Below are 15,532 nucleotides of genomic sequence, written 5' to 3' on the forward strand. Positions count from 1 at the left end.
GACCGTGATCGCTTCGCGTAGGCTGCCAAGATGGCGGTTTCCGGGCGGGCGGGCAAGCCGGCCTCCCCATGAATGCGCCGGTTTCGTAGCAGCCGCGCAACACTCGCCGGAATCCCGATGACCAAGAGGCCGACCCAAGAAAACGGCAATCATCCGCAAAGGATATCGTGCCTATATTCGATCCGCTTGCGGTTCATGCAGCGATTCCACTGGGACTATTCCAATGAAGAAGATCATTCTGAGCGTTGCCGCTGTCGCGCTTCTCGGCGGCTTCGTCGCCGGCTGCGCCAAGGAAGAGACCAAGCCGGTCGCCCCGATCGTCCGCAAGGGCTGATCAGACCCGGTCTGACGACAAAGGGCGCGCCTGCCGGCGCGCCCTTTTTTTGTTTCAGCGGATGGACCTGCACGCCGATTGTCATTCCGGGGCGTGCCGCAGGCACGAACCCGGAACCCACGACCGGGTGACACACTCGATACGCGGTTGTTGGCGGCTCACCCAGTCGTGGGTTCCGGGCTCTTCGCTGCGCGAAGCCCCGGAATGACAAGGGCGGTGCCGACTAAGAGCGATCGAATAGTCGACCACTCCGAAGACAAGCCGAACGCGATCACATATTCGCGTAGCCGGGCCCGCCGCCGCCTTCCGGCACCGTCCAGGTGATGTTCTGGGCGGGGTCCTTGATGTCGCAGGTCTTGCAGTGGACGCAGTTCTGCGCGTTGATCACGAAGCGCGGATTGGCCTTGGTCTCGGCGTTTTCATAGACCACCTCGTAGACGCCCGCCGGGCAGTAGAGCCGGGCCGGCTCGCCATAGAGCGGCAGGTTCTGCGTGATCGGGACTGACGGATCGGTCAGCTTCAGATGCGCCGGCTGGTCTTCCTCGTGATTGGTCGAGGACAGGAAGACCGAGGAGAGCTTGTCGAAGGAGATCTTGCCGTCCGGCTTCGGATAGGTGATCGGCGTGACCTCGGCGAGCGGCTTCAGCGTCGCGAAATCCGGCTTGCCGTGCTTGAGCGTGCCGAAAGGCGACCAGCCGAAGAGCTGGTTCAGCCACATGTCGATGCCGCCGAGCCCGATGCCGAGGAAGGTGCCGAACTTGGACCAGAGCGGCTTGACGTTGCGGACGAGCTTCAGGTCCTTGCCGATGGCGCTATCGCGCCAGCTGGTCTCGATCTCGACGACCTCATCATGCTGGCGGCCCGCCTGCAGCGCCGGCACGAGCTTCTCGGCCGCGAGCATGCCCGACAGGATCGCGTTATGGCTGCCCTTGATGCGCGGCACGTTGACGAAGCCGGCCGCGCAGCCGATCAGCGCGCCGCCCGGGAAGGTCAGCTTCGGCACCGACTGGAAGCCGCCCTCGGTGATGGCGCGCGAGCCATAGGCGATGCGCTTGGCGCCCTCGAAGGTGTCGCGGATCAGCGGATGGGTCTTGAAGCGCTGGAACTCGTCGAAGGGCGAGAGCGTCGGGTTCTGGTAGTTCAGATGCACGACGAAGCCGACGGAGACCAGGTTGTCGTCGAAATGATAGAGGAAGGAGCCGCCGCCGGTCTTGTTGTCGAGCGGCCAGCCGAAGGAGTGCTGGACACGGCCCTTGTGGAACTTCTCCGGCTTGACCTGCCAGAGTTCCTTCAGGCCGATGCCGTATTTCTGCGGCTCGCGGCCCTCGTCGAGGGCGAACTTCTTGATGGCGATCTTGGAGAGCGAGCCGCGCGCGCCCTCGCCCAGCAGCGTGTAGCGGCCGCGCAATTCCATGCCGCGGGTGAAGCGGTCGGAGACGGTGCCGTCCTTGGCGATGCCCATGTCGCCGGTGGCGATGCCGGCGACCGAGCCGTCCTCGTTGAAGAGCAGCTCGGCGGCAGCGAAGCCCGGATAGATTTCGACGCCGAGCGCCTCGGCGCGCGCGCCCAGGAACTTGGCGACCAGCCCGAGCGAACCGACGAAATTGCCGTGGTTGTTCATCAGCGCGGGCATGCCGAAATTCGGCAGGCGGATGCCGTTCGGCTGGGTCAGGAAGTAGAAGACGTCCTCCTTGACCTCGGTGGTCAGGGGACGATCGGGGTCCTCGCGCCAATCCGGCACCAGCTTGTCGAGGCCGATCGGATCGATGACGGCGCCGGAGAGAATATGGGCGCCGACCTCGGCGCCTTTCTCGACCACGACGACGGAGATGTTCTCGTCGAGCTGCTTCAGCCGGATCGCCGCAGCCAGGCCAGCAGGGCCGGCGCCGACGATGACGACGTCATAGTCCATGCTCTCGCGCGGTTCGCTCTGCGCTTCCTTGAGATCCATCCTGCCCTCCGCCTCAGCAACCGCGTCGCGTGATAGTTTATATATGAACTATTTTGCCAGGTCGTTCAATGCCGGCTTCAGCTAGATCGCCACGCGCCCGAACGGACGCGGCGATGGCGATCTAGCCATTTGTTATCGCATCGGATTTTTCCGAAAAGTGGAATCCACTTTTCGGTCCGATGCTATAGTCTGGAACCCCTCTATCCAAGCGCGCGTTCCATTTTGCAACTGCGTCGGCTCGCGAAGCGGCCTTGCAGGGTATAGGATGCCCCTATGAGCCTGTCCGATGCAGTCGGCCCCGACGCGCCCGATCCCTATGAGTTGCTGAGCTGGTACGCCGAGATGGGCGTGACCGAGGCGCTCGATGAGACGCCGCGCAATCATTTCGCCGATCCGGTTCCCGCCGGCGGCAACGGCCAGCCGCGCCTGCGGCCCCTGCCCGGCCGCCCGGCGGCTCCTATGCGGCCGATGGCGGCGGCTGCGACGGCTCCAGACGACGCCACGGTCAGCGCCAAGGCTTTGGCGCGGGAGGCCCGCACGCTCGATGAATTGAAAGCGGCGCTCGCCGGTTTCGAGGGCTGCGCGCTGAAGGCCACCGCCAAGAACCTCGTTTTCGCCGATGGTAACCCTGAGGGACGGGTGATGATGGTCGGCGAGGCGCCCGGCGCCGACGAGGACCGGATCGGCCTGCCCTTCGTCGGGCGTTCAGGGCAATTGCTCGACCGGATGCTGGCAGCGATCGGGCTGAGCCGGAAGGACGATGTCTATATCGCCAACATGCTGCCCTGGCGGCCGCCGGGCAACCGCACGCCGACGCCGCAGGAGGTGGCGATCTGCCTGCCCTTCATCCAGCGCCAGATCGAGCTAGCCGATCCCGATATCCTGGTCTGCGTCGGCGGCCCGTCGGCCCAAGGATTGCTCGGCTTCACCGGTATCCTGCGCTCGCGCGGCAAATGGGTGGAATATGATACGGGCACGCGGCGCATCCGGGCGATCGCGACCTTGCACCCGGCCTACCTGCTGCGGCGGCCGCTCGACAAGCGCCTCGCCTGGCGCGATCTGCGGGCGCTGAAGACCGCGCTCGACGGGAAGAATTGACGCAGCGACGTTGCGCGCAGGGGCGACACAAGGCAGAGTTACATTAGATCACATCCAGAAGCGCCCCAGCGGGCGTTACCCAGCGCCTTGAGGGCGTGGCCGACGGAGTTCTGCGATGGTCATCGATGCATTTCTGCTCTCACGCATCCAGTTCGCCTTCACGGTTTCCTTCCACATCGTCTTTCCCGCCTTCACGATCGGGCTGTCGGCCTATATCGCGACGCTGCTCGGGCTGTGGCTGAAGACGGGCGATGCGAAATTCCATCTGCTCGCGCGCTTCTGGACCAAGATATTCGCGGTCTCCTTCGCCATGGGCGTGGTTTCCGGCATCGTGCTGTCCTACCAGTTCGGCACCAACTGGAGCCGGTTCTCGACGGCAGTGGGCAACGTCATCGGGCCATTGATCGGCTACGAGGTGCTCTCGGCCTTCTTCCTCGAGGCCTCCTTCCTCGGCGTGATGCTGTTCGGCTGGAAGCGCGTGCCGCCCTGGCTGCATTTCCTCTCCGCCGTCATCGTCGCGGGCGGCACGGCGCTCTCCGGCTTCTGGATCCTCTCGGCCAATAGCTGGATGCAGTATCCGGCGGGGCATGAGGTGCGCGACGGCATCGCCTATCCCGTCGACTGGATGAAGATCGTCTTCAACCCGACCTTCCCCTTACGCTTCGCGCATATGATGACGGCGGCCTATCTGACGACCGCCTTCGTCGTGCTGGCAACCGGGGCGCGGCACCTGCTCGCCGGACACCGCACCGAATCGGCCAAGACGATGGTGCGGATGGCGATCCTGATGATCGCGCTGACCGCGCCGCTCCAGGCCGTGATCGGCGACTTCCATGGCCGGGACACCGCGACTTACCAGCCGGCCAAGCTCGCCGCGATCGAGGCGCACTGGGATTCGTCCAAGCCCGGCGCGCTCGTGCTCTTCGCCTGGCCCGACGAGAAGGCCGAGCTCAACCGCTTTGAGATCTCGATCCCCGGCGTCGCCAGCCTCGTCACCCATGGCAGCATGAACGCGCTCTTCCCCAGCCTGAAGGATTTCAAGGTCGAGGATCGTCCGCCCGTGCTCATCCCCTTCTTCGCCTTCCGGGCGATGGTCGGGATCGGCGTGCTGATGATCCTGTTCGGCTGGGTGGGCGCCTGGCTCTGGCGCAAGGGCACCGTCTTCGAATCGCGGCGCTGGCTCTGGATCGCCCAATACACCTGGCCGGCCGGCTTCATCGCCATCCTCTCCGGCTGGTTCGTGACCGAGGTCGGGCGCCAGCCCTGGCTGGCGACAGGCATCATCCGCTCGGCCGACGCCGTCTCGCCGGTCACGACGCTGCAGGTCGCGATCTCGCTCGCGCTCTTCGTCTGCGTCTATTCCGTCGTCTTCACGGCCGGAATCCTGCTGATCAACCGCCTGATCGACAAGGGGCCGGACGAGATATCCGGCGACGACGCACCGGAGCAGCCGTCGCAGCGCCCGCTCAAGGCCGCGCAGGGGGAGGCCGCCGCGATCTTCGGCGACGGCAAGCCCGGCGACGACAAGATCCAGCCCGCGATCTGAGGAGACGACCGATGGAATGGTACCTCCCCGTGATCTGGGCCGGGCTGATCGGCACCGCCGTGATGCTCTATGTCGTGCTCGACGGTTTCGACCTCGGCATCGCCATCCTGTTCCCGACGACGAAGGACGAGGGCGAGCGCGACCAGATGATGAATTCGGTCGCGCCGTTCTGGGACGGGAACGAGACCTGGCTGGTGCTGGGCGGCGGCGGGCTCTGGGTCGCCTTCCCGCAGGCCTATGCCATCATCATGCCGGCCTTCTACATCCCGGTCATCCTGATGCTGCTGGCGCTGATCTTCCGCGGCGTCGCCTTCGAGTTCCGCTGGGTGGCCAAGCCGCATCACCGCCGCTGGGACCTCGCCTTCTGGCTCGGTTCGACCGTCGCCGCCTTCTCGCAGGGTCTCATCCTCGGCGGCCTGATCCAGGGCGTCACGGTCGCGAACGGCCAGTTCGCCGGCGGCCCGTTCGACTGGCTGACGCCCTTCACCGTGATGTGCGGCATCGGCGTCGTGGTGGGCTATGCCCTGCTCGGCGCGACCTGGCTGATCTTCAAGACCGACGGGCCGGTCGCGGAGCGGGCCCGCCGGCAGGCCAGGACGCTGCTGCTGGCGCTGATGGGCTTCGCCGCGCTGGTTTCGCTATGGACGCCCCTCGCGCATCCGCGCATCGCCGAGCGCTGGTTCACGCCGGGCAATCTCGCCCTGCTCTGGCCCTTCCCGGTGCTGACGGCGCTCTGCGGCTACATGGCCTGGAAGCGGCTCCATGGCGCGCATGAATTCACGCCTTTCGCCTTCACCATCGCGATCTTCCTGCTCTGCTTCCTCGGGCTGTCGATCTCGAACTTTCCCTATCTCGTGCCGCCCTCGGTCACGATCTGGGATGCAGCGGCAGCGCCCTCCTCCCATGTCTTCGTGCTGATCGGCGTCGCCTTCCTGCTGCCGATGATCCTGTTCTACACGGCCTTCGTGTACTGGACCTTCCGCGGCAAGGTCAGGGCCGACAGCGGCTACCACTGAGCGGAACCGGCGCAGTCACCGCACGTTCAGGAGCGGCCTGCAAAGACGACTTGAGTTCCCCGCCTCTCCCGGCGAGATTGCGGGGACGCTTCGCCGAGGACGCCTTCATGCAGTGGGAAGATTACCGCCAGTCCGAGAATCTCGAGGACAGGCGTGGCAGCGGCGGCGGTTTCGCCGGCATGCCGGGCGGGCGCGGCGGCGTCGGCATCGGCACGATGGTGGTGCTCGGCCTGCTCGGCTGGGCGCTCGGCATCGACCCGCGCCTGCTCATCGGCGGAGCAGAGCTGATCGGCGGCATCGGCGGGCGCCCGCAGACGCAGGAGACGCGCCGCTCCTCCGGCCCGCCGCAGGACGAGATGGGCCGCTTCGTCTCGGCCGTGCTGGCGCAGAACGAGGATATCTGGTCGAAAATCCTGCCGCAGCAGGCCAATACCCGCTACCAGCCGCCCCGCCTCGTGCTGTTCTCGGGCGTCGACCGTTCGGGCTGCGGCACGGCGCAGGCCGCGATGGGGCCGTTCTATTGCCCGGCCGACAAGAAGGTCTATCTCGACACCTCCTTCTTCCAGGAGATGCAGCGCAAGCTCGGCGGCGGCGGCGACTTCGCCTATGCCTATGTCGTCGGGCACGAGGTCGGCCACCACATCCAGAACCTGCTCGGCATCCTGCCCAAGGCCAACCAGCTGCGCGAGCGCTCCTCCGAGCGCGACGCGAACGCGATCTCGGTGCGGATCGAACTGCAGGCGGACTGCTTCGCCGGCGTCTGGGCCCATAACATCCAGGCGATGGGCCGGCTCGACCAGGGCGATATCGAGGAAGCGCTGCGCTCGGCCGCCGCGATCGGCGACGACAAGCTGCAGCAGGCATCGCAGGGCGTCGTGGTGCCGGATTCCTTCACGCACGGCTCCTCGGCCCAGCGCACGAAATGGTTCAATGTCGGCTTCCAGTCCGGCTCCATGCAGCGCTGCGACACGTTCCGGAACCCGGTCTGACGCGACCTCCATCGTTCACACCGCGTTATCCTTATCGACCTAGGTTGCGCGGATGAGCCACTGGAGACCTCTCATGCGCCATTTCCTGATCGCCGCGGCGTTTGCCGCCAGCGCAGCCATGATGGCGCCGGCAGCGTCGGCAGCACCGGTGAGCGAAACGCTTCCGCCGGCGTTGGCCGAGCAGCTCGACGCTCAGCCGATCGCCTTCACCGCCAGCGCCGCGAAGCGCGAGCGGATGATGATGATCCAACGGAACCTGGAAGCGGAGCGGCGCTACAACCGCGGCGGCGGACGTGGCCCTGGCGGCTATGATCGTGGCTACGGCCGGGGTCCCGGTTACGGCCGCGGCCCCGGATACGGCCCGCGCCATGACAGCCCGCCGCCCTATGGCCCCCGTCGCAACTACGACCGCCGCTGGTAACGCCGGCAAGGCCCGGACAACAGAACGGGCCCGAACCGGGCCCGCGACATCCACATTCGGCGCGGAGGGCTGGCATCCAGCCCTCCGCTTCGTTTTCATGGAGCTATCAGCTCCAGAATCCTTCCTGATGCACGCGAGGCGAGAACGTATCTTCGTCCTCTTGCTGTTCCTCGCGTTTGTCCTCTTCGCGCTCGGCTTCGAACGCTGAACAGGAATCGTGCCGGTCAAGCATGGGTCTCTCCTTTCGAAGGTCTGAGGGAGGTGCTTTGGGCAACCGTCAACATATGAACTTATGCTGCATCGCACAAGTTCCGCCGCGAAACGCGATCTGCCATGCACCTGCAGCATGACCGGCCGATGACATTGTGGAGCGCGAGAACGGCCTAGCCGGCCCGCTCCCGCACGACCGGCAAGCGCACCGGCGCCCGGTCGATGCGGCCGGCCGCAGCCGCCGCGCGTAGCATGACGAGCCCGGCCCCGAGCCTGCGGGCGCCCAGTGAAAAGGCCAGCCGCTCGCGCAGGGAAGCGGCGATCCCACTTGCGGGAATCAGGGCCGGCTTCGCCGCAGCCACCAGAAGATGGCGCTCCACGGCCTGCACCCAATGGGCCTGCGGCACGTCGCCGGCATCGAACAGGACTACGCGATCACCCCGCGCACCGGCCGCGCCGTCCTGCCAGGCGCTGCCGTTGCTCGCGCGCAGATAGCGGGCACCGGTCGCGTCGGCAGCCCGTTCCGTCTCGGGCGAACCAACCGTATCGACGAGCACCGCGTGGCCGAGAAAGCCTTCCGCCACGGCCGGAATCAGCACGGAGAGGGTCGCGGCGAGCGCCTGCTGGGAACCATCGCTGCGGATCACGGCTGTGAGCATGAGCAAAATCCTATGCCGCAACGCAGCATGCCACAATCCCGTCACTTGCTTTTTGTTCCCTATATGTTCACTCTACATGAGACCAGAACGCGTCGATTCCCGGCGCGTGACGCGGTTCGGAAGCCATGCCCCAGGCCAGACCCACCTTACGGCCCTTCCCGGCGGCCCAGCCCCTGCGGCGAGCTGACAGGGAGCCGAGCGTTTCCGCGCCGGTCGTAGCCCCCGCCGACCCGATGGCCTATGCCGGCCACCGCATCGATCCCGACAGGCGGCGCGGGCGCGGCGCCACGATCAACCCGGGCGGCCGCTACGAGATGGAGCAGCGCGTCACCGAGGATGACGGCTGGGGCTCGCTGGAGGAGCTGCCGCCGTTCTCGACCGAGATCGCCTATGAGAAGGCGCGCACCATCATCACGCGCAACGACTCGCCGGACATCTCCTTCGATCGTTCGATCAATCCCTATCGTGGCTGCGAGCATGGCTGCGTCTACTGCTTCGCCCGGCCGACCCATGCCTATCTCGGCCTGTCGCCGGGGCTCGACTTCGAGAGCAAGCTGACGGCGAAGCCCGATGCGGCAGCGCTGCTGGAGAAGGAGCTATCCTCGCCCTCCTACCAGCCGCGCACGATCGCGATCGGCACCAATACCGACGCCTATCAGCCGATCGAGAAGAAGCTCCGGATCATGCGCCAGATCCTGGAGGTGCTGGCGAAGTTCAACCACCCCGTCGGCATCGTCACGAAATCGGCACTGGTCCAGCGCGACATCGATATCCTCGCGCCGATGGCGGAGAAAGGGCTGGTCAAGGTCGCGCTCTCCGTGACGACGCTCGACCCGAAGACCGCGCGCGGGATGGAGCCGCGCGCCGCCTCCCCCGCCAAGCGGCTGGAGACGATCCGCAAGCTGTCGGAAGCCGGCATCCCGGTCACGGCGCTGGTGGCGCCGATCATCCCGGCGATCAACGAGCACGAGATCGAGCGCATTCTCGACGCAGCGAAGGCGGCGGGCGCCGAAGCCGCCGGCTATGTGCTGCTCAGATTGCCGCTCGAAGTCCGCGACATAGTGCAGGAATGGCTGCTGACGCATCACCCCGACAAGCTCCGGCATGTGATGTCGCTGATCCGCTCGACGCGCGGCGGCAAGGACTACGATTCGCAATGGGGCCAGCGCATGGTCGGCTCCGGCCCTTATGCCTGGATGATCGGGCGGCGCTTCGAAATGGCGGCCGAGCGCATCGGCTTCAACGCAACGCGGCGACGGCTGCGGACGGACCTTTTCGTGAAGCCGGAGAAGGAGAAGGCGCAGTTGAGCCTGTTTTGAGGGTTGGGTTTCCGGGCAGCGCGACGAGACAATTGAAAACCGCGGGATCCCCTCTCCTGTAAGGAGAGGGGTAGGGGTGAGGTGTCGGCCGCTGGACCAGTTGCGTGGCCCCTCACAGCTGCCGCGGTTGGGTTGCAACCATGGCGTCCGACGGCCTACCCCTCACCCTGCCCTCTCCCTCCGGGAGAGGGTTTCCCGCGGTTCCGGCATCGACCAAGTCGGGCACGAGCATGGCGGTGTGAATGCACGTTAGCCGGTGGAGCGCATCCTCGCCGCTCTGGCCCTATGCCCCGGCCTGCTGCATAACCCCGCCATGCCCGCCGATTTCAGCCGCGAGACCTCCGCCATTGCCAACGGCCTGTGGCCACTCGCCGGAATCGACGAGGTCGGGCGCGGGCCGCTCGCGGGCCCTGTCGTCGCGGCGGCGGTGATCCTCGATCCCGGGCGGGTGCCAGACGGGCTCGACGATTCGAAGAAGCTGTCGGCCGCGATCCGCGAGGAACTGTTCGGCGAGATCATGGAACGGGCGCTGGCGGTATCCATCGCCAGCGTGACCGCTGCGGAAATCGACGCCATCAACATCAGGCAGGCGACGCTGCTGGCGATGCGCCGCGCCGTGGCCGCCCTGCCGCTGACACCTCTCCACATCCTGGTCGACGGCAACGACCCGCCGCAATTCGCCTGCTCCTGCGAGGCGATCGTCCATGGGGACGGACAGGTCGCCTCGATCGCGGCGGCTTCGATCGTCGCCAAGGTCACGCGGGACCGGATGATGGCGCGGCTCTCGCAGCTTTACCCGGCCTATGGCTTCTCCGGCCATGTCGGTTACGGCACGCCGCAGCACCGCAAGGCGATCGCCGCACACGGCCCCTGCCCCGAGCACCGCTATTCCTTCGCACCGGTGAAGGGCGTCTGGTTCCGGTAGAAGCCTTGTTCCGCTGCGCGTCATTCTCGGGCTGAGCGAAGCGCAGACCCGATAATCCCTTCCGGAAAGAGGTCCCGGCGCCCCCATGTCACGAGATGCCCGGGTCAAGTCCGAGCATGACGGCCTGTTTTGGCCAAGAGGGAAACGGACCGCCCTTGTAAACTGCCGTAACGGCAGCTCCAGACGTTAACCGCCGTTTACGAATTTCCTTTGATTCCCAATAGGCTAGGCAAAAGTTGCAGCCCCAGAATGGGACGCATTTTTTTCAAAGCGGAAACCCGACCTTTACCCTGTCTGACCAATATCGCCCTCGTTGAAGTTGCGTAACGGTCTTGGCGTCATGGGTATCTCGCGTACCGGGACCGCCAGTGCTCCCGTCCGGATTCAGGTTTCGCGTACCGGACGGCCTGCACTGGGGACCCGGATGAAGGCCAAGAGCCTTCCCGAACATATCGGCATTCCTCAGGAGCTGCCGCTGGATCAGGTCCTCGTCGGCGATTGCATCGCTGCGATGAACGCCCTGCCCCCGGCGAGCGTCGACCTGATCTTCGCCGATCCTCCCTATAATCTCCAGCTTGGCGGCGATCTGCGCCGGCCCGACGACAGCCTCGTCGATGCCGTCGACGACGACTGGGACAAATTCGCCTCCTTCTCCGATTACGACCGCTTCACCCGCGACTGGCTGTCGGCTGCCCGCCGCATCCTGAAGCCGGACGGGGCGCTGTGGGTCATCGGCAGCTATCACAACATCTTCCGCGTCGGCGCGACGCTGCAGGATCTCGGCTTCTGGATGCTGAACGACATCGTCTGGCGCAAGGCCAATCCGATGCCGAACTTCCGCGGCCGGCGCTTCACCAATGCGCATGAGACCCTGATCTGGGCGGCGCGTGGCGAAGCTTCCAAATACACCTTCCATTACGAGGCATTGAAGGGCGGCAATGACGACCTGCAGATGCGCTCGGACTGGTATCTGCCGCTCTGCACCGGCGAGGAACGCCTGAAGGACGAGAGCGGCGCCAAGGTTCATCCGACGCAGAAGCCGGAAGCCCTGCTCGCCCGCGTGCTGCTCTCCGCCTCGAATCCAGGCGACATCATCCTCGATCCGTTCTTCGGCACGGGCACGACCGGCGCCGTCGCCAAGGCGCTCGGCCGCCGCTTCATTGGGCTGGAGCGCGACCCGGTCTATGCCAAGGCCGCGCGCGAACGCATCGCCGCGGTGACGCCGCTCGCGCCGGAAGCCTTCTCGACCGCGCCCTCCAAGCGCAGCGAGCCGCGCGTGCCCTTCCTCAGCCTGGTCGAAGCCGGGCTGGTGAAGGCCGGCGAGACCGTCCATGATGAGAAGCGCCGCTACAAGGCGACGGTGCGTGCCGACGGCACGCTGCTGCTCGGCCCGGCGGTCGGCTCGATCCACAAGGTCGGTGCGTTGGCGCAGGGCTTGCCCGCCTGCAACGGCTGGACCTTCTGGCATGTCGAGCGCGAAGGCGGGCTCACCGTGCTCGACGCGCTGCGCGGCGAGATCAGGGCACAGATGGCCGCAGCCTGAATCGGCAGGCAAGAGCGCCGCTATCGCTCATTCGTTCGGAGGATGCGCGCCCGTCAGGGACACGCGCATCTTCGCACGCATGACAGCGAGGGTGGCAGCATGGCGACGATCCTCAAGACCGGTTCCCGCGGGCCCGAGGTCAAGACGCTTCAGGAAGCGCTGAACGCCAAGCTCAAGCCGGTGCCCAAACTCGTGCCCGACGGCCAGTTCGGCACCTTCACGCATAACGCGGTCATCGCCTTCCAGCGCAAGAACTGGCTGGTCGAGGATGGCCAGGCGGGGCCTGCGACCCAGGCCTGCCTCTACGACACCGAGGCCTTCGCGCCGATCCTGCACAAGGTCCCCTTCATCGCGCAGCCGACCAACACGACGTGCTGGGCGACCTCGACGGCGATGATGAAGAAATCGACCGTGCCGATCATCATCGCCAAGACGCCGCCAGATATGATCGCCTCCGATGGCGGGCTCTTGAACTCCTCCGAAAGCGACCAGGCGATCGTGACCGGCCAGCGCTATGGCCGCGTCCATGGATTGCGCTGCAATGCACCGCAGTCATGGTCGGTGGAGCAGCTCCGTCAGGCGGTCTCGCGCGGGCCGCTGATGTTCGACATGCTCTGGCGCGTCGACGAGTACACGGCCGGCCGCGGCAGCCCCGGCCACATGATCGTCATCGTCGGCATGCGCGGCGACGGCAACCCGGACGGCACCGGCACGACGCTGCGCATCCACGATCCCTGGCCGCCGAACCGCGGCAAGATCTATTCGAAGGGCTATTTCAAATGGTCCGTCGAGCTGCCGACGATGACCTATCGCGTCTTCGAATTGTAGAGCCCGGCGCGCTCGACCACCTTGAGCATCAGGCTCGGCAGCGGCTCGCCGGACAGGTTCGCCAGTGGTGTGAAGCGCATGCCGGCCGGGGCCTGAGTGCGCGCAGGAACGCTGCCGGTGAACACCGTCAGCTCCAGCGGAAAATGCGTGAAGACGTGGCGGACCGGCTCCGCGACCTGTGTCCAGCTCAAGGGCAAGGGCGCATCCTGCGCCGCGCCGTCGAGCTCGTAATCGGCCCGCCATTCGCTGGTCGGCACCTCGGCCATACCGCCGAGCAGGCCCTTGGCCGGCCGGGTGCGCAGCAGGATCGCGCCATCCTGCCGGGTCAGCACGAAGGCCGCGCCATAGCGGGTGACGCCGGCCTTTTTCGGCGCCTTGCGCGGAAAGCTCTCCTGCGTGCCGGCGATCCTCGCCCGGCAGGGCTCGCGCCAGGGGCAGAGGCCGCAGGCGGGATTGCGCGGCGTGCAGATGGTGGCACCGAGATCCATCAGCGCCTGAGCGAAATCGCCGGGGCGACCATGCGGCAGCAGCGCCAGCACATGCTCCCGAATCAGGGGCCGGGCGCCGGGCAGTTCGTCCTCGATCGCGAAGAGCCGACTCATGACGCGCTCGACATTGCCGTCCACGGCCGCCGCCGGCCGGTCGAAGGCGATGGCCGCGACGGCACCGGCCGTATAGGCGCCGATGCCCGGCAGGGCGCGAAGCTCGTCCTCGGTATCGGGAAAGCGGCCACGATGGTTCTCCATCACCGCCTTGGCGCAGGCATGGAGATTGCGGGCGCGGGAATAGTAGCCGAGCCCGGCCCAGGCCTGCATGACCTCCTCGGAGGGCGCCTCGGCGAGGGTCTTCACGGTCGGAAAGCGGGTCATGAAGCGCTCGTAATAGGGCTTCACCGCCGTGACCGTGGTCTGTTGCAGCATGATCTCGGAGGCCCAGACGCGATAGGGATCGGGCCGCTCGCCCGCGCCCGCACGCCAGGGCAGCGCCCGGCGATGACGGTCGTACCAGGCGAGAAGATCGGCGGCGCGGGCCTCTGGAGTCATGAGGTCGATGTAGCCCGAGAGGTCATGGCTGCGGAAGGGCGGGATCGACGGGAACCGTCCTAACGTCCGTCCGCCGCACGTCCGCCCCGGATGACGAAGCTCAGGAGGTTTGCGTAGCCACGCGCGTCATCGATCGCGCGATGCGTATGCTCGACATCGCCGAGCCATTCGGCGGGATAATTCTCCACATCGCATTCCCAATGCCCCCGCCCCGTGCTGCCCGCAACCATGGACATCAGACAAAGCGCCGCGTGAGAAAACAGGCGGTCGGAGACCCACGGGCCTTCCAGCAGCGGGCGCCCGATAAAGCGACGCAAGTAAAAATCGAACCACAGCCCGTCGAGGCCGACCGGGTGCGCGGCAAAGATCGGCTTGCCATCGAATGATCTCACCCAATCGACGAAACGGCCGATGACTGTGGCGGCAGGCTCCGCATTGCTGGTGGCAGCGGCCCAGGCTTCCGGGTGCCTCTGCCAGAAAGCCATGGTGCCGGGATCGCGGCCTGCGCCCTCCAGCGGCTCCAGAACCGCCTCGAACTCCCCGAGAATGCGGCCGCTGGCCGAGACGGCGACGGAGCCGAACGAGAGCATGGAATTTGCACCGGGCGTCGGCCCGTCGAATTCGCAGTCCGTGACGACGTAAAACGGCCCCATCGCTATTCCCGTTGCCCTTCAAGCCTCTGAAGCGATCCCTTGTATAGAGCTTCGCCTGCTCCCCGCCAGCCGCGGCAGGCAGGGGGCGAAGGGCTTGCGGAGACCGCCTCGCGGCGCAGTTACTTCAGCGATGCGATGATGGCCTCGATATCCCTGCAATCCTGCGCGGAGGGCGTCTGGCCGGCCCGCTCGTCGACCGCTCTGATCGCTTCGTGGGCCTTCCTGAGTCGCTCGATCGTTGTCGGCGACTGATCCTTCATCATCATGCCGGAGGTGATCTCCATCACCTGCATGGAACGCTTGTTGAGCTCCTCCTTGCTGCAGCTTCCGGCAGCGGCCGGGGCCGCCCCGCCGCCGGCAGGCTTCGCCTTCGCCGCGGCATCCCGCAGTCGGACCGTGGAGACGGCGAGATCGCAGGCCGGCGCGAATTGCTCGGCCTTGTCCGCCCGGTAGATGCACTCGAAATTATAGGCCTTGCCGTTCGCGATCGTGAAAACGTAGCGCTTGAGCTGCGGACGCTCCTTGCTGAAGGGCATCCGAACGTTCTGGAAGATCATGTCGACGGCGGGGCCACCGAGCATCGTGGTCATCGACGAGGATTTGAGCGTGGTCGAGGGCAAAGGCGCGATCGCCTTGGTGAAGGCGTCCGTGATGCCCCGCCGCGTCGCCTCGCTCGCCTCCTTGAACTCGCCCGCGTCGCGAGGGCCGAGAAGCGTGATGATCACATCGCCATTCGTCGGCGACGATGCGGTGACGCCCGTTACGTCGCCGGTCCCATCGGCGAATTCGTGATCCAGCGCGAAGTTCTGGGGATAGTTGAACGTGTAGGCGCCGTCGGGGGCCTGGAAAACCTGCGTGCCCTGCGCGGCGACGGCGGTCGGCATGGTCAATGCAAGGGCCACGAGTAGGCCGGCACGTGCAAAAAGCGACATCGTCTTCCTTCTGTCTCGATTGCGAGCAGCCTGTCGCGGCTGCTCGATCTTCATGGACCATCCGA

Annotated in this window: 15 protein-coding genes; 9 read left to right on the forward strand and 6 right to left on the reverse strand. The window is 66.2% G+C overall.

The genetic code is table 11. The features are described 5' to 3' along the window. Positions 1-605: 605 nt before the first annotated feature. Entirely contained in the window at positions 606-2,285 is a 1,680-nt protein-coding gene (locus WFK61_RS01275; RefSeq protein ID WP_336809723.1) for an electron transfer flavoprotein-ubiquinone oxidoreductase, read from the reverse strand. 273 nt (positions 2,286-2,558) lie between these two features. Here WFK61_RS01275 and WFK61_RS01280 point away from each other — a divergent pair, with 273 nt between their 5' ends. The 5 genes from WFK61_RS01280 (at position 2,559) to WFK61_RS01300 (ending at position 7,355) form a co-directional block, all read left to right on the forward strand. Continuing rightward, positions 2,559-3,383, forward strand: coding sequence for a uracil-DNA glycosylase (locus tag WFK61_RS01280; protein WP_336809724.1), 825 nt, complete (start codon positions 2,559-2,561; stop codon positions 3,381-3,383). 115 nt (positions 3,384-3,498) lie between these two features. Next, positions 3,499-4,929, forward strand: a complete 1,431-nt coding sequence (locus tag WFK61_RS01285; protein ID WP_336809725.1) for a cytochrome ubiquinol oxidase subunit I — start codon at positions 3,499-3,501, stop codon at positions 4,927-4,929. An 11-nt stretch (positions 4,930-4,940) separates the two neighbouring features. Further along, positions 4,941-5,945, forward strand: coding sequence for a cytochrome d ubiquinol oxidase subunit II (gene cydB, locus WFK61_RS01290; RefSeq protein WP_336809726.1), 1,005 nt, complete (start codon positions 4,941-4,943; stop codon positions 5,943-5,945). 107 nt (positions 5,946-6,052) lie between these two features. Beyond that, a complete protein-coding gene (gene ypfJ, locus WFK61_RS01295; RefSeq protein ID WP_336809727.1) occupies positions 6,053-6,934 on the forward strand; it encodes a KPN_02809 family neutral zinc metallopeptidase in 882 nt (293 codons plus the stop codon). 73 nt (positions 6,935-7,007) lie between these two features. Further along, positions 7,008-7,355: a hypothetical protein gene (locus WFK61_RS01300; RefSeq protein ID WP_336809728.1), complete on the forward strand. Its 348-nt coding sequence runs from the start codon at positions 7,008-7,010 to the stop codon at positions 7,353-7,355. 106 nt (positions 7,356-7,461) lie between these two features. Here the strand turns inward: WFK61_RS01300 and WFK61_RS01305 are convergent, their stop codons facing one another. Both WFK61_RS01305 and WFK61_RS01310 read right to left on the reverse strand, forming a co-directional pair. Next, positions 7,462-7,587 carry a hypothetical protein gene (locus WFK61_RS01305; protein WP_257732482.1) on the reverse strand — a complete coding sequence of 42 codons (126 nt, stop codon included), beginning with the start codon at positions 7,585-7,587 and terminating at the stop codon, positions 7,462-7,464. Between the two features lie 151 nt (positions 7,588-7,738). Next, positions 7,739-8,224 carry a hypothetical protein gene (locus WFK61_RS01310; RefSeq protein WP_336809729.1) on the reverse strand — a complete coding sequence of 162 codons (486 nt, stop codon included), beginning with the start codon at positions 8,222-8,224 and terminating at the stop codon, positions 7,739-7,741. Positions 8,225-8,457: 233 nt separating this feature from the next. Here WFK61_RS01310 and WFK61_RS01315 point away from each other — a divergent pair, with 233 nt between their 5' ends. The 4 genes from WFK61_RS01315 to WFK61_RS01330 all read left to right on the forward strand — a co-directional run bounded on the left by WFK61_RS01315 (position 8,458) and on the right by WFK61_RS01330 (position 12,839). Then, the gene (locus tag WFK61_RS01315) at positions 8,458-9,543 is read left to right on the forward strand and encodes a PA0069 family radical SAM protein (protein WP_336810087.1); all 1,086 of its coding nucleotides are present in this window, start codon (positions 8,458-8,460) and stop codon (positions 9,541-9,543) included. A 256-nt stretch (positions 9,544-9,799) separates the two neighbouring features. Next, on the forward strand, positions 9,800-10,468 hold the full coding sequence (locus WFK61_RS01320; protein ID WP_442896241.1) for a ribonuclease HII: 669 nt from the start codon (positions 9,800-9,802) through the stop codon (positions 10,466-10,468). Between the two features lie 340 nt (positions 10,469-10,808). Continuing rightward, entirely contained in the window at positions 10,809-12,011 is a 1,203-nt protein-coding gene (locus WFK61_RS01325) for a site-specific DNA-methyltransferase (RefSeq protein WP_442896242.1), read from the forward strand. 99 nt (positions 12,012-12,110) lie between these two features. After that, complete coding sequence (locus WFK61_RS01330) at positions 12,111-12,839, forward strand: peptidoglycan-binding protein (protein WP_336809731.1); 729 nt, start codon at positions 12,111-12,113, stop codon at positions 12,837-12,839. On the opposite strand, the gene mutY is transcribed toward WFK61_RS01330, so the two are convergent. The 3 genes from mutY to WFK61_RS01345 form a co-directional block, all read right to left on the reverse strand. After that, positions 12,818-13,882 (reverse strand): A/G-specific adenine glycosylase, encoded by a 1,065-nt coding sequence (gene mutY / locus WFK61_RS01335; protein ID WP_336809732.1) that lies wholly within the window; start codon positions 13,880-13,882, stop codon positions 12,818-12,820. The two genes, WFK61_RS01330 and mutY, sit on opposite strands and share 22 nt — an antisense overlap. A gap of 59 nt (positions 13,883-13,941) precedes the next feature. Next, positions 13,942-14,535, reverse strand: coding sequence for a DNA polymerase III subunit epsilon (locus tag WFK61_RS01340; RefSeq protein WP_336809733.1), 594 nt, complete (start codon positions 14,533-14,535; stop codon positions 13,942-13,944). Between the two features lie 119 nt (positions 14,536-14,654). Then, positions 14,655-15,467, reverse strand: a complete 813-nt coding sequence (locus WFK61_RS01345; protein WP_336809734.1) for a hypothetical protein — start codon at positions 15,465-15,467, stop codon at positions 14,655-14,657. Positions 15,468-15,532 lie beyond the last annotated feature (65 nt).

It is taken from the genome of Allobosea sp. MMO-172, from assembly GCF_037147855.1.
In the GTDB taxonomy this organism is placed as follows: Bacteria; Pseudomonadota; Alphaproteobacteria; order Rhizobiales; family Beijerinckiaceae; genus Allobosea.